At 69.3% G+C, this 11,977-nt stretch carries 15 protein-coding genes; 6 read left to right on the forward strand and 9 right to left on the reverse strand.

What is annotated here, in order from left to right:
- The first annotated feature begins 3 nt into the window (after window positions 1-3).
- From IEY61_RS20965 to IEY61_RS20975, 3 genes are read left to right on the forward strand one after another with little or no spacing between them, the layout of a single operon-like run.
- Window positions 4-270: a MoaD/ThiS family protein gene (locus IEY61_RS20965; protein WP_189046940.1), complete on the forward strand. Its 267-nt coding sequence runs from the start codon at window positions 4-6 to the stop codon at window positions 268-270.
- 54 nt (window positions 271-324) lie between these two features.
- Window positions 325-1,749: an NDP-hexose 2,3-dehydratase family protein gene (locus IEY61_RS20970; protein ID WP_189046942.1), complete on the forward strand. Its 1,425-nt coding sequence runs from the start codon at window positions 325-327 to the stop codon at window positions 1,747-1,749.
- Window positions 1,746-3,020 carry a cytochrome P450 gene (locus IEY61_RS20975; protein WP_189046944.1) on the forward strand — a complete coding sequence of 425 codons (1,275 nt, stop codon included), beginning with the start codon at window positions 1,746-1,748 and terminating at the stop codon, window positions 3,018-3,020. Before IEY61_RS20970 ends, IEY61_RS20975 begins: the two co-directional genes overlap by 4 nt.
- Window positions 3,021-3,127: 107 nt before the next feature.
- Here IEY61_RS20975 and IEY61_RS20980 read toward each other — a convergent pair whose 3' ends face one another.
- The 3 genes from IEY61_RS20980 to IEY61_RS20990 form a co-directional block, all read right to left on the reverse strand.
- Window positions 3,128-3,700: an SRPBCC family protein gene (locus IEY61_RS20980; protein WP_189046946.1), complete on the reverse strand. Its 573-nt coding sequence runs from the start codon at window positions 3,698-3,700 to the stop codon at window positions 3,128-3,130.
- Window positions 3,701-3,877: 177 nt separating this feature from the next.
- Entirely contained in the window at window positions 3,878-4,465 is a 588-nt protein-coding gene (locus IEY61_RS20985) for a copper resistance CopC family protein (RefSeq protein WP_189046949.1), read from the reverse strand.
- Window positions 4,466-4,475: 10 nt separating this feature from the next.
- Window positions 4,476-5,066, reverse strand: a complete 591-nt coding sequence (locus IEY61_RS20990; protein WP_189046951.1) for a hypothetical protein — start codon at window positions 5,064-5,066, stop codon at window positions 4,476-4,478.
- A 169-nt stretch (window positions 5,067-5,235) separates the two neighbouring features.
- Between IEY61_RS20990 and IEY61_RS20995 the strand changes: the two genes are divergently transcribed.
- Window positions 5,236-6,444, forward strand: a complete 1,209-nt coding sequence (locus IEY61_RS20995; RefSeq protein WP_189046953.1) for a macrolide family glycosyltransferase — start codon at window positions 5,236-5,238, stop codon at window positions 6,442-6,444.
- Window positions 6,445-6,475: 31 nt separating this feature from the next.
- Here IEY61_RS20995 and IEY61_RS21000 read toward each other — a convergent pair whose 3' ends face one another.
- The 4 genes from IEY61_RS21000 to IEY61_RS21015 all read right to left on the reverse strand — a co-directional run bounded on the left by IEY61_RS21000 (window position 6,476) and on the right by IEY61_RS21015 (window position 10,206).
- Complete coding sequence (locus IEY61_RS21000; RefSeq protein WP_189046955.1) at window positions 6,476-6,880, reverse strand: toxin-antitoxin system YwqK family antitoxin; 405 nt, start codon at window positions 6,878-6,880, stop codon at window positions 6,476-6,478.
- Window positions 6,881-6,890: 10 nt separating this feature from the next.
- Complete coding sequence (locus tag IEY61_RS21005) at window positions 6,891-7,133, reverse strand: ArsR/SmtB family transcription factor (RefSeq protein ID WP_189047036.1); 243 nt, start codon at window positions 7,131-7,133, stop codon at window positions 6,891-6,893.
- Between the two features lie 679 nt (window positions 7,134-7,812).
- Window positions 7,813-8,574, reverse strand: a complete 762-nt coding sequence (locus IEY61_RS21010) for a DUF998 domain-containing protein (RefSeq protein WP_229706241.1) — start codon at window positions 8,572-8,574, stop codon at window positions 7,813-7,815.
- A 618-nt stretch (window positions 8,575-9,192) separates the two neighbouring features.
- A complete protein-coding gene (locus IEY61_RS21015; RefSeq protein ID WP_189046957.1) occupies window positions 9,193-10,206 on the reverse strand; it encodes a pirin family protein in 1,014 nt (337 codons plus the stop codon).
- A 155-nt stretch (window positions 10,207-10,361) separates the two neighbouring features.
- Here IEY61_RS21015 and IEY61_RS21020 point away from each other — a divergent pair, with 155 nt between their 5' ends.
- Both IEY61_RS21020 and IEY61_RS21025 read left to right on the forward strand, forming a co-directional pair.
- Window positions 10,362-10,964, forward strand: coding sequence for a carboxymuconolactone decarboxylase family protein (locus IEY61_RS21020; RefSeq protein WP_229706243.1), 603 nt, complete (start codon window positions 10,362-10,364; stop codon window positions 10,962-10,964).
- A complete protein-coding gene (locus IEY61_RS21025; RefSeq protein WP_189046959.1) occupies window positions 10,961-11,266 on the forward strand; it encodes a GNAT family N-acetyltransferase in 306 nt (101 codons plus the stop codon). Before IEY61_RS21020 ends, IEY61_RS21025 begins: the two co-directional genes overlap by 4 nt.
- A gap of 42 nt (window positions 11,267-11,308) precedes the next feature.
- Here IEY61_RS21025 and IEY61_RS31335 read toward each other — a convergent pair whose 3' ends face one another.
- Together IEY61_RS31335 and IEY61_RS31340 are read right to left on the reverse strand one after the other, a co-directional pair.
- The gene (locus tag IEY61_RS31335; RefSeq protein WP_229706249.1) at window positions 11,309-11,590 is read right to left on the reverse strand and encodes a hypothetical protein; all 282 of its coding nucleotides are present in this window, start codon (window positions 11,588-11,590) and stop codon (window positions 11,309-11,311) included.
- Window positions 11,547-11,930 (reverse strand): LLM class flavin-dependent oxidoreductase, encoded by a 384-nt coding sequence (locus IEY61_RS31340; RefSeq protein ID WP_229706252.1) that lies wholly within the window; start codon window positions 11,928-11,930, stop codon window positions 11,547-11,549. The genes IEY61_RS31335 and IEY61_RS31340 overlap by 44 nt, the downstream gene beginning before the upstream one ends.
- Window positions 11,931-11,977 lie beyond the last annotated feature (47 nt).

The raw sequence follows: 11,977 nt of genomic DNA on the forward strand, positions 1-11,977 counted from the left end.
CAAATGGTCACGGTGCTGCTGTCGGCGGGCTGGGCCCACCGCGGGCAGAAGACGTTCGCGTGCCACGAAGGCACCGTCCGCGACGTCATCCGGGAGTTCGTCGAGTCCTACCCGCACTACCGGCGCCGGCTGCTCGACGACGACGGTGAGCCGCTGACCTACTACAACGTCTACCTCGACGGCGACCTCGTCAAGGCCACCGACCGATCCCGGGTGGCCGCCCCCGCCGACAGCACGGTGGCCATCGTTCCGCCTCTGGCCGGGGGGTGACCCTTCGGCCGGTCGGGTCGCCGTCACCCACCAGGGTCAACCTTTGGAGTAGTCATGGTCCTGCCGCACACAGAAGCCCGACCTCGTCCGGGGCACGCCGACCGGGAGCACCTCGTCGCCCGGCTGGCCCGGTCGGCACGACACCGCCCGCGTCCGGTCGCCGACCTGGAAGCCTGGCTGGACGCGCGGGCGCGGGCCAACCCCTTCGAGATCACCGAGGTGCCGTTCGCCGAGCTGGCCGGGTGGTCGTTCGCGCCGCACAGCGGTGATCTGGTGCATGACAGCGGCCGGTTCTTCAGTGTCGAGGGCCTGCACGTACGCACCGACGGCGGGCCGGTCGACGAGTGGTGGCAGCCGATCATCCACCAGCCGGACCGGGCCATCCTCGGCATCCTGGCCCGTGAGATCGACGGCGTGCTGCACTTCCTTCTTCAGGCCAAGATGGAGCCGGGCAACATCAACGGCATCCAGTTCTCCCCCACCGTGCAGTCCACCCCCAGCAACTACCTGCGGACGCACCGAGGGGCACGGTCCCGATACGTGGAGTACTTCCTGGAACCCGAGCGTGGACGAGTGCTGGTGGACGTGCTCCAGTCGGAGCAGGGCTCGTGGTTCCGCGGCAAGCGCAACCGCAACATCCTCGTCGAGGTGACCGACGACATCGAACCGCACCAGGACTTCGTGTGGCTCACCCTCGGCCAGATCCACGACCTGCTGCACCGACAAAACCTCGTCAACATGGACGCCCGTACCGTGCTGTCCTGCCTGCCCGACCACGCGGTCGCGGCCGACCCCGCCGATTCGGGCATCGCCGCCGCCGTAGCGCGGTCCTCGCTGGCTGACGACGACGCGGCGTGGCAGCCGTTGCTCCAGGTCCGCAACTGGTTGACCGCCAACAAGGCCGGCCGGACCCTGATGGCTCACCAGGTGCCACTGCGGCAGGTACGCGACTGGCACCACGGCGATGTCGACATCCGGCACCGCTCCGGCCGGTTCTTCCGGATCGTCGGGCGTGCCGTGCGGGCCAGTAACCGGGAGGTGACCCAGTGGCGGCAGCCGCTCCTGGCCCCCTGCGGCACCGGTCTGGTCGCCTTCGTCGTCCGGCGTCTCGGCGGCGTCCTGCACGTGCTCGCCCACGCCGACCTACGACCCGGCTACCGAGACATCGTGGAGCTGGGCCCGACTGTGCAGTGCACTCCAAACAACTTCACCGGCGCAAACCGCCCCGCCTACCTGGACCTCGTCTGCTCCGACCAGGTCCAGGTGCACTACGACGTCCTCCAGTCCGAGGAGGGCGGACGGTTCCACCACGCGGTGACGCGGCACCTGGTGGTGGAGGTGGGCCCGGAGTTCCCGGCCACGACCCCACCGGACTACACCTGGGTGACCCTGCGCCAGCTCACCGCCATGACCGCGTTCAGCTACCAGGTCAACATCGAGGCGCGTAGCCTACTGCTCTGCCTGCGGGCGCTGGCATGAGTGGGTACCAGGATCCGCCGACCGGCGACCACCCCGGCGCGCCGGGGTCGTCCGGGCCGACCGATCCGGGCATCGACGCGTTTCCGCTGCCCCGGCGCTGCCCCTTCAGCCCACCTGCCGAGTACGCGCGACTACGCGCCGAGCACCCGGTCGTCCGGCTGCCGATGCTCGGCGGTGACACGGCCTGGGTGGTCTCCCGGCACGCTGACGTCCGGCAGGTGCTCAGCGATCCCCGGATGAGCGCGGACCGACGCCGACCCGGCTTCCCGAAGTTCGCGCCGACCACGGAAAGCCAGCGGCAGGCGTCGTTCGCGAACTTCCGTCCACCGTTGAACTGGCTGGACCCGCCGGAGCATGCCATCGTCCGGCGGCAGATCGTCGACGAGTTCTCCATGCGCCGGGTCCGGCAGTTACGGGCGTTGGTCGAACGGGTGGTCGACACCCATCTCGACGCGTTGGCCGCCGCCGCACCCGGTGCCGACCTGGTGTCGACGTTCGCCTACCCGGTGCCATCACAGGTGATCTGTGAGGTGCTCGGCGTGCCCTACGGCGAGCACGAGTTCTTCGAGCGCCGTTCGACGCTGATGTTCCGCCGGAGTGCGCCGGCCGACGAACGCGCCCGCTGCGCCCGGGAGATCCGCGATCTTCTCGACGTGGTGGTTACGGACAAGGAGCGCCGTCCCGGCGACGACGTGCTCAGCCGGCTGCTGTACCGGCAGCGCGGTGCCGGTGGCGTGGACCACGAGGCCGTGGTCAGCACGGCTTTCGTGCTGCTGGTCGCCGGGCACGTCACCACGTCCAACATGATCGCGTTGAGCGTGCTGGCCCTGCTCACTCATCCGGCCCGGCTGGCCCGGCTACGCGCCGAACCGGAGCGGTTCCCGGCCGCCGTGGAGGAACTGCTGCGGTACTTCACCGTGGTCGAGGCGGCGACGGCCCGCACCGCCACCGCCGATGTCACGATCGGCGGGGTGACCATCAGGGCCGGCGAGGGAGTGGTGGCGCTGGGGCAAGCAGCGAACCGTGATCCGGCGGTGTTCGAAGACCCCGACGAGTTCGACCCGGACCGGGACGCCCGTGCGCACCTCGCCTTCGGCTACGGCCGGCACGTCTGCCCGGGTCAGCATCTCGCTCGGTTGGAGCTGGAGGTCGCACTCAGCCGCCTGTTCCGGCGGCTGCCCGGCCTGAGACTGGCGACGGAGGTCTCCGACCTGCCTCTCAAGGAGGACAGCAACATCTTCGGGTTGTACGCCCTACCGGTCGCCTGGTGATCCGAGCGAGTATCGGGCGACCCCGGCGGCTTCGAGCTGACCAGCCCGTGTCCCGGCCCCGTTCCACGGTGGCCGGCGACGTACTCACGGCATCGGACAGGGCCCGGTCAGGGCCGTCCGGTGACCAACTTCTCCCACGCGCCGCCGATCCGATCGGCCGTCGCCGTGGCCGCCGCCAACTGCTCGGGTCCGGCGGTGGCGATCCAGTCGACCGCCCGTCCCTCGGGCAGTTCGCCGGCCAGGTGGTCCCCCAAGGCCAGCAGACCCATCTCCCAGCCCGCGCCCAGCCCCCAGATGCCGGGACCGGCGTTCGGCACGATGTCCGCCGGCACCGGAGCGTGCTCCAGTTCCAGCACGGTGGACTCACCGTCCGGGGTGAGCCGTAGCTGAACCTCGCTGCTGCCACCGCCCGACTCCCAGGTCAGGCCGATCAGGCTGGGGCGCTCGCACCGGCGGATCTCGCCGCTGGCGTTGCCCTCCAACTGGAAACGCCCACCGGCCCGGAGGTCACCGGCGATGGGCAGGAACCAGCGCACCAAACGCTGCGGATCGGTGATGGCGTCCCACACCTCCTCAGGGGAGGCGTCGTAGCTGCGCCGGAGCACCAGGATGCTCATGCCGTTCGGGTGTTCCCGCAACTCGCGGTCGGTGTCCTGGAGCCCGTCGAAGATCCTGCTCATTGCCCTCGTGGCCTTCCTGCGGGTGCATCCTCACACCGGATTCGATCCGGCGACACCCGAGGACCTTAGCAGCCAGAACTCGCGCTATGTCCCATCTGTACCGGGACGACGGCCACGAGTCGTGCCGGCCCGCCTGGGCACAGCAGAACGCGGCGGCGGATGCCCGGCGGCGGAACGTCAGGCAGCGCCACGCGTCCGGCGGCGCAGGAGCAGCACCACCACGACGAGCAGCACGAGGCCGTCCAGCGCGAGCAGGGCGGCACCCATCGGGTCCACCCCGTGGGTATGGGCCGCGTCGTCGGTCGCGGGCGCCGACCCGGCGGGCGCCGACCCGGCGGGCGCCGACCCGGCGGGCGCCGCAGCGTCTGGAGAGCCGACGGTGAAGCGGGCGATACCCGAGACGGTACCCCCGTCGACGGTCACCACGTGGTAGGCCACCGCGAGCTGACCGGGCCGGGTCACGGCGATGTGCTGCCGCAGACCGTCGTCGGCGTCGAGCACGGCCGACCCGACGTTCAACCGGATCCGATCGGCGTCGTAGACCACGATGTGCGAGCGACCGGGGTCGGGCTCACCGGCGACCCGGATGCGTACCGTGGTCGGCTGGTCCGGCAGGACCGCTCCATCGGCCGGTTCCATCGCGAGCACCTCGACCGCCCGCCACGCTTCCGCGTCGGTACCGGCCCGGCCGACCAGCATCAGCACGGCCACCAGCGCCGCCAGGCAAATGGCGGCGCCGGCGTAGATACGACCGGTGGTGGACATCCCACCCCGATCAGCGTCCGGCGGCTGCGGCCGGCAGACGCGGGTTGACCAGGCGACCGGCGCACGAGCAGCGCATGGCCGCCCTCTCGGTCGCGTTGGGACGCAGGTGCAGGTACATCGCGAGCAGCATCGGGATGAAGACGACCGAGTTGTAGAACAGGTGCAGTTCCACCCGGGGCACCACCAGTTGCAGGATGCTGACCGGCCCTTCCTCGCCGGCGATCCGGAAACTGCTGTGCGCCTGGATCAGCAGCAGCGCGTGCTCGATGTGGTGCCAGAACTGCAGGGCGAGAGCCACCGTCCACCACGCCCTCGCGCGGCCGGTGAAGCCCGGCAGCAGCAGGAAGAGCCCGACCAACATCAGGATGGCGTACCCGTAGTGCAGCCACTCGGAGCTGACCAGCCAGGGGAACGGCATCCCCAGCACGCCGCGTGCCTCCGGCCGCGCCCAACCGAGCACCCAGATCTGGTACGCCTGCACAAGGTGTTCCGCCCAGTGCGCCACCACCACCGCCATATAGACCGCAAGCGCGATCCGGTGGTATCGGTCGTTCAGGGGTGAGATCAGGCCAGACGATTTGGTTCCCGCGGCAGGTGTCATGGGTCCTCTACTCCACACTGGAAGCCGTGTACAACCACTTTAAGAACCTTGTCGTCGGCGCGTGTCTCTGAGCTTGCCGTCTATGTCCAGGACAGCTCCAAGGGCTGGTCCGCCCGACACGGCAGCTATATACATTGAAAGCTCATCGTCGGATCGCGGGAGTGAGCAGATGCACCAGCGGCACATTCTCTTCGCCAACGTCCAGGGACACGGACACATCCACCCCTCACTCGGCCTGGTGAGCGAGTTGGTTCGGCGTGGCCACCGGATCAGCTACGTCACCACCCCGCTCTTCGCCGACGTGGTGACCGCGGCCGGCGCCACCGTGGTGCCGTACAAGTCCGAGTTCGACACCTTCCACGTACCCGACGCCGTCACCAAGGCGGACGCGGAAACCCAGTTGCACCTGGTGTACGTCCGGGAGAACGAAGCGATCCTGCGCGCCGCCGAAGACGGGCTCGGCGACGACATCCCAGATCTCGTGGTCTACGACGTCTTCCCGTTCATCGCCGGCCGGTTGCTGGCGACCCGGTGGCGTCGTCCGGCCGTCCGCCTCAGCGCCGGTTTCACCGCCAACGAGCACTACTCCTTCTTCGAGGAACTGTGGAAGAGCCACGGTCAGCGCCACCCCGCGGACGTGCCGGAGGTCAACCACGTGATCGTCGATCTGCTCGCCCGCTACGAGGTGCACACCCCGGTCCGACAATTCTGGAACGAGATCGAGGACCTCAACATCACGTTCCTGCCGAAGTCCTTCCAGCCCTTCTCGGAAACCTTCGACGACGACCGTTTCGCCTTCGTCGGGCCGACGCTGACCGACCGGCCGGTACGCACCGGCTGGCAGCCCCCCACTCCGGACACTCCGGTGATCCTGGTGTCACTCGGCAACCAGTTCAACGAGCATCCCGAGTTCTTCCGGACCTGCGCCGAGGCGTTCGCCGGCACCCGGTGGCAGACGGTGCTGGCGATCGGTACCTTCCTCGACCCCACCGTTCTGGAGCCATTGCCGCCGAACGCGGAGGCCCATCCGTGGATCCCGTTCCACGAGGTCCTGCCGCACGCGGATGCCTGTGTCACCCACGGTACGACCGGTGCCGTGCTGGAATCCCTGGCAGCCGGCGTACCGCTGGTCCTGGTGCCGCACTTCGCGACCGAGGCCGCACCGTCGGCGCGCCGCGTCGTCGAGCTGGGGCTCGGCTACGAACTGACGCCGGAGCAGGTCGAGCCGGCGACCATCCGGGCGACCGTGCAACGGTTCCACGACGACACGGCGCTGCGCGAGCGGGTCGATCGGATGCGACACGAGATCCTGACGGCCGGTGGCCCGCCGGCGGCAGCCGACCGGATCGAGACGTACCTGGACCAGTCCCGGGGATGATCAGGCCCACCGCCCCGCGCGATACCGACCGTCAGCGGCGGGCGCGGTGGGTCACCGTGCGTTTCACCGTGCCGTCAGGGTTGAAGGTCGTCCACTCACCGACCTTCTTGTCGCTGTCGTAGTCACCCCGGTCGATCATGTCACCGGCGGCGTTCCACCTCGTCCAGGTACCGTGCTTGCGCTCGTGGTCGAATCCACCCCGCTGCATGATCCCGCCGGACGAGCGATACCACACCCACTCGCCGTGCACGGTCCCGTTGTCGAAGCCACCCTCCGCACGCAACCTGCCGTCGGCGAAGAAGTGCCGCCAGGTGCCCTGCCGCTCGCCCTCGACATACTCGCCAACCATCACACCGCCGTGCGGGTCCGGGTCGGTCCAGAGGCCGGTCTTGCGGCCCTGCGCGTCCTTCTCGTCCGGGGTCGGTGGGGTACTCACGTGCGTTCTCCTATTCGCTCAATGGCCACCGCTCGATGATCGAGCGCAGTGGTGCGGTGTCGAGATGATGGACCTTGGTGCGGCCGACCCGTTCGGACCAGACCAGGCCAGCCTGTTCCAGTACGGCCAGGTGCTGGGAGATCGCCTGTCGGGTCGAGGTGGTGCCATGCTCGGCGAACAAGCGGTTATGGATCTCGAACAGGCTCAGCCCGTCGGCGCGGGCGAGCTCGTCCATGATCCGCCGCCGCGTCATGTCGGCCAGCGCTCGGTAGAGCAGCACCCGTCAACCATAGGTAATCCGACACTTGCCTATCAAGGCCTCGCCTTCTCGCATCCTGCGCCATCGCGGGCGCGCTCTGTCGATTGTGTTCATTCGCCCGGCGTACTGCCCGGATGCCGACCACCGGGGTAATGGCGAGGCGACGAGGACCCGACACCGGTGGGCGGGCACGTCCGGTACGCCGACGGTTTTGCCGAGCAACGAAAGAGGCTTCCGCAAATCGCTGACCTGCGGAAGCCCTCTCGCTGTCGGGGCGGCCGGATTTCGTTTGTGACCCTACCGCCGTCGTTGGCTTCGTTGGTGCAGCCGCTGCGTTCATGTTTCACCGCGCCGTCGTTCGCGGCGTTCTGTGCGTTGCTGGTCGGGCAGGTGGCGGCGGTGCGGCGGCGCACGGTGTGTGGGATGTGGATCGGGGCTGGGTTGTCGCGGTTGGTGCATCACGGGCGGGCGCACTGGTGACGTTGTTTCGTCGGTACGGGCGTAAGGTCCACGCCGCCGGGTGGCAGCACGACGGATCCCGAGAGCAGCGAGCGGGCTTGGAGGAGGTAGTAGCCCGGAAACGCCGAGCCATCCACACGGTCAGCGGGACTGGTGAAGCGGTGGCTGGGCCTGAGGTAGAGCTCGCCCGCTCAACGGTCGAAGCGTCGGTCGATCACCGTCTGCTCGACGTCGTCGTGGCGAGCCTGGCGATCGTCGCGGAGAGCCACACAAGACCCAGGGCCGCTCCCGTGAAGAAGAGCAGGACGCTTGCCGCCGAACCGACGAAACCGGCGACGACGACCACCGGAACGATGCGAGAAGCCAGCGCCCAGCCACGCCGGCCCTGGGCGGAGAAGCGACGTGCGAGCGCGATGAACGCCGCGCACAACGCCAGGTAGCCGATCATGCCGCCGGCCATGTGGACGGCGCCGTGGGTGCTGAGAGTGGTCGGGCCGTCGGAGGTGCCGACGGGGAAGCCGGCACCGGGGTCGGCGACGAACACCGCGCTGACCAGGAATGAGGCGCCGAACACGGTGACCAGTGGGGGTGCCCAGGTGGTGCCTGGCCCGTCCTGCAGCGCCCGCCGCAGGCCGACCGCGCCAGCGATGATCAGCATTCCGCAGACGACGAAATTCATCACCTGGATCCAGCCCAGATCTCCGAGGCTGAGCTGGCTGATGGCGTTGCGGGTGAAGTCGAAGCCCTCGCGGGTCAGGCCCTGTATCACGCCCGCCGCCAGGAACAGCGGGCCCGCGGCGATACCGCAGCCCATCAGCAACGGGTTCGTTGGACGAGTTCGAGTACTGGTGGTTCGGGGCCGCGCGCCCGCCGGCGCAACCGGCTCGACGGTGCTTTCGATGTTCATGCGTGGGTTCCCATCGGTAGGAGTCGAAGCGGTGATGACCTCCAGTCTTCGGCGGCCGGCAGCATCCATCAAGCCAAGATCGAACAAGGATCGTTGACCTGAATTCAACGAACAGGCCGAGATGTTCAGGCGCCGGAAACGTCCTGAACGGCCAGCTGGGCGTCACCTCGGCAGTCCCGCCGCTGCGCGACTGCCCGGCTTGGGAGGTTGGAAGCGGTGCTGTCACGGAACACAGCTGCGGTGACCACGACCATCAGCCGGTGCCGGGCACCTCGCCGGGCCCGTGGATCAGGCAGACCGGCAAGCGCTTCGGGCAGCCCACCGGCGGTTTCGACAACGCTCAGAGCCGGTGCGCAGGACAAGGACGAGATCAGCGATGATGGCAGTGCGGGCATGACTCACTTCGGGCGATCAGCATGGCGTAGAGAACCTGATGATCTTCTGAGCCGGTCATGCCCGTCTTGCTGCCACCAACAGCGGCGCTTCTACTCCAAGCCCCACAAGTCAGACACCGTCACGACTTTGCCGGGGCCCTGGCCGATCAGGTGGGTGCGGTGAACACGATGCTCGACCAGCTGACGGCGTGGAGCGGCGCGCTGGCGACCCTACGGGCTGGCACGACGATGGCGACGCCCCAGTCCGGAACCTAGAGCCCTCGTCGCGTTGTCCGGGTCTTTTCGGTCGGGTTCAGCCGCGGGGGCGCAGTTGGACGGTGGGCAGGGCCGGGGCCGGCAAGGGAGCGGGCTGGCCGGCGGGGTAGGGACCGAACCGGGGGTACGGCGCGTGGTCGGGATACCTGCCGCCGGCGGGCGGATCGGCCGCTTCTGCATCGATCTCGGCCTGCCAGGCCGCCCGGTAGGCGACGATCTCGTCGTGGGTGCGGCCGATGAAGTTCCACCACATCACGATCTGCTCCCCCAGCGGCACCCCGCCGATGAGCATCGCCCGCACCGGCGTGTCCCCGGCCTGGAGCGGCAGGGACTCCCGTCCGACGGGCCGGTAGGCCAGATGGCCCACCGGCACCGGGGTCCCGTTGAGGACCAGGTCCCCGGCGTCGAGCAGCACGCCGTGCTCGAAGGTCGGATCCAGCTCCAACTCCACCCGGGCCCCGGCCTCCAGCAGGATCTCGGCGGCCAGCAGCGGCGGGGTGTGGGTGCGGACCGGGGAGGTGGACCCGGCCATCGACCCGATGGGAACCCGCAGCACCGCTCCGGCCAGTTCCACCGGCTCCGGCGCGTGGTGCTCGAAGGTCGGGGCCATGTGCCGGGTGGCCTCGGGTAGGGCGTACCACAGCTGCACCCCGTGCAGGGTCGTGGTGTCCGGGGTGGAGAACTCCTGGTGGGAGATCCCGCGCCCGGCGATCATCAGGTTGACCTCGCCGGGGCGAACGATCGCCTCGTAGCCGGCGGAGTCGAGGTGGGAGATCTCGCCGGTGAACAGCCAGCTCACCGTCGCCAGGCCGGTGTGGGGGTGGCGGGCCACGGTCATGCCCCCGGACTCGGAGACCAGGTTCGGGCCGTAGTGGTCGACGAAGCACCAGGAGCCGACCAGGGACCGGGCCCGCTGCGGCAGGGTCCGGCGCACGGTCATCGCCCGCGGCCCGCCCAGGGGCACCTCGCGCGGGGTCAGCAGCTGGGTGGTGGCCCGGCCGGGGTCCTCGGCGCAGACCACTTCCTGCGGGTTCACGTCCAGGTTGGTCATCGCGCGGTGCTGGCCGTGAAGCGGTACGGGGTGGTCATGGGGCTCCTCGTCGTCGCGGGCCGGCGCCAGGTGCGATCCTAGCCTCGGTAGACACTTGTTGCCCGTCTCCACAAGATCTACGGCGCGGAGCGGGCCGAAGGGAAAACGATGCACAAATGGTTCCGGCCAACCAACTCGGCAAACGCGGTCGCGCCGGGCTCCGCTTCCAGGTCTGCGAACCGGTTCACGCGTTGCTGCTCGGCGGTGAGCCGATGAGCCGCGACGCTTCCCGGCGGGTGCGGATCGACAAGCAGCATCCGGGTGTCTACCGGGCCCAGCTCGAGGTCGCCAAGGCGGTCCGGTCGGCGGTCGAATCAGCGGGCCTTGGCCGAACCCTGATCGAGCTGGTGAACATCCGCGTCTCTCAGATCAACCGGTGTGCGTACTGCCTCCACGTCCACGTCCGCGACGCGCTGCTTGGCGGCGAGACCGCGCAACGGCTCGCGGTGCTGCCGGCCTGGCGGAACACCGACCTGTTCACTGCCAAGGAACGCGCCGCGCTGGCCCTCGCGGAGTCGCTGACCACACTGCCCGACGACCGGATGCAGGAGCATGACTACGCCGAGGCCGGCGATGTCTTGAGCCCGGAGGAGATCTCGGCGATCAGTTGGGTGACAATCGCTATGAATTCGTTCAACCGGCTGTCCATCATCAGCCGTCACCCGGTCAAGCCCATCCACCCTGCCACGCCGACCCCTGCCCAGCGGAGCGCGCCATGAGTCTGCAGGTCATCGACGTGCCCGAGCGGCAGCGCTACGAGGTCGTCCGCGACGGGGAGGCACTGGGCTTCGCCGCGTACCAGAAGACCGACCAGCTCGTCGTGTTCACGCACACGGAGGTCGACCCCTCCCTCGAAGGTCAGGGAATCGGCGGACGGCTGGTACGCGGTGCGCTCGACCACGTACGCGGTCTCGGGCTCGCCGTACTGCCGATCTGCCCGTTCGTGCAGGCATGGATGGCTCGGCATCCGGAGTACCTCGACCTCGACTACCGCCGACCGGCCAGCCACGCCACCGACTGACCGTTCCCGTCGGCTGGAACACATCTGGATGCCCGCCCAAGTTCACCTTCGTTCGCGGGCGACCGCCTCTCGCACGGCGGGAGCAACCTCGGCAGCGAACAGCTCGACCTGACGGACGACGTCGTCGCCGGGACCGAATATGAAGGTGTCCATCCCGCCCTCGATGACCAGGGTGGTCAACTCCTCGACCCAGCGGCTCGCGGGCCACTGGAAGGCGTCGAGGCTGGGACCGCCCGTCACGAGCCCGAAGACGTTGTAGATCCGCTTGACCGCCGCGGGGTCACGACCGGCGGACGCGGCGCCGGCATCGATGCGGGCGTGCATGGCCGGCAGGACGTCCGGGGGGGAAGAACGACGCCGACGGGACCCACCCGTCGGCGGACCGACCGACGAACTCGAGCAGCTTCGGGCCGCCGACCCCGAGCCAGACGCCGATGTCGTGGGCCGGCTGCGGCCCCGGCTTCGCGCCGCGCAGCTCGTGGTGCCGGCCGGAGAAGCGCACCGACCGTTCGTCCGACCAGAGCAGCCGCACGACCTCGACGGCCTCGCGCAGGGCCCCGGCGGCGGTCTTGGCGATCGCCACCGGGGAGCGAAGCGGCAGGTTCGCGACGTCAGGGAAGACCCGCAGCCGGCTGGCCCGCTCGAGGATCGCCCCGGCGAGCACGAATGCGTCGTGAACCGCCGCTGGTAGGGGTGGTTCTGGATACCGAC

This window comes from Micromonospora sonchi, assembly GCF_014646235.1.
In the GTDB taxonomy this organism is placed as follows: Bacteria; Actinomycetota; Actinomycetes; order Mycobacteriales; family Micromonosporaceae; genus Micromonospora; species Micromonospora sonchi.

Bases quoted from the DNA above. Each gene is read 5' to 3' on its own strand.
- IEY61_RS20990 (WP_189046951.1), bottom strand. From the start codon at position 5,066: ATGACACCTGCCGCGGGAACCAAATCGTCTGGCCTGATCTCACCCCTG.
- IEY61_RS20975 (WP_189046944.1), top strand. From the start codon at position 1,746: ATGAGTGGGTACCAGGATCCGCCGACCGGCGACCACCCCGGCGCGCCG.
- IEY61_RS20965 (WP_189046940.1), top strand. From the start codon at position 4: ATGGTCACGGTGCTGCTGTCGGCGGGCTGGGCCCACCGCGGGCAGAAG.
- IEY61_RS20980 (WP_189046946.1), bottom strand. From the start codon at position 3,700: ATGAGCAGGATCTTCGACGGGCTCCAGGACACCGACCGCGAGTTGCGG.
- IEY61_RS20970 (WP_189046942.1), top strand. From the start codon at position 325: ATGGTCCTGCCGCACACAGAAGCCCGACCTCGTCCGGGGCACGCCGAC.
- IEY61_RS21005 (WP_189047036.1), bottom strand. From the start codon at position 7,133: ATGACGCGGCGGCGGATCATGGACGAGCTCGCCCGCGCCGACGGGCTG.
- IEY61_RS31335 (WP_229706249.1), bottom strand. From the start codon at position 11,590: ATGCACGCCCGCATCGATGCCGGCGCCGCGTCCGCCGGTCGTGACCCC.
- IEY61_RS20995 (WP_189046953.1), top strand. From the start codon at position 5,236: ATGCACCAGCGGCACATTCTCTTCGCCAACGTCCAGGGACACGGACAC.
- IEY61_RS20985 (WP_189046949.1), bottom strand. From the start codon at position 4,465: ATGTCCACCACCGGTCGTATCTACGCCGGCGCCGCCATTTGCCTGGCG.
- IEY61_RS21025 (WP_189046959.1), top strand. From the start codon at position 10,961: ATGAGTCTGCAGGTCATCGACGTGCCCGAGCGGCAGCGCTACGAGGTC.
- IEY61_RS21020 (WP_229706243.1), top strand. From the start codon at position 10,362: ATGGTTCCGGCCAACCAACTCGGCAAACGCGGTCGCGCCGGGCTCCGC.
- IEY61_RS21010 (WP_229706241.1), bottom strand. From the start codon at position 8,574: ATGGATGCTGCCGGCCGCCGAAGACTGGAGGTCATCACCGCTTCGACT.
- IEY61_RS21015 (WP_189046957.1), bottom strand. From the start codon at position 10,206: ATGACCAACCTGGACGTGAACCCGCAGGAAGTGGTCTGCGCCGAGGAC.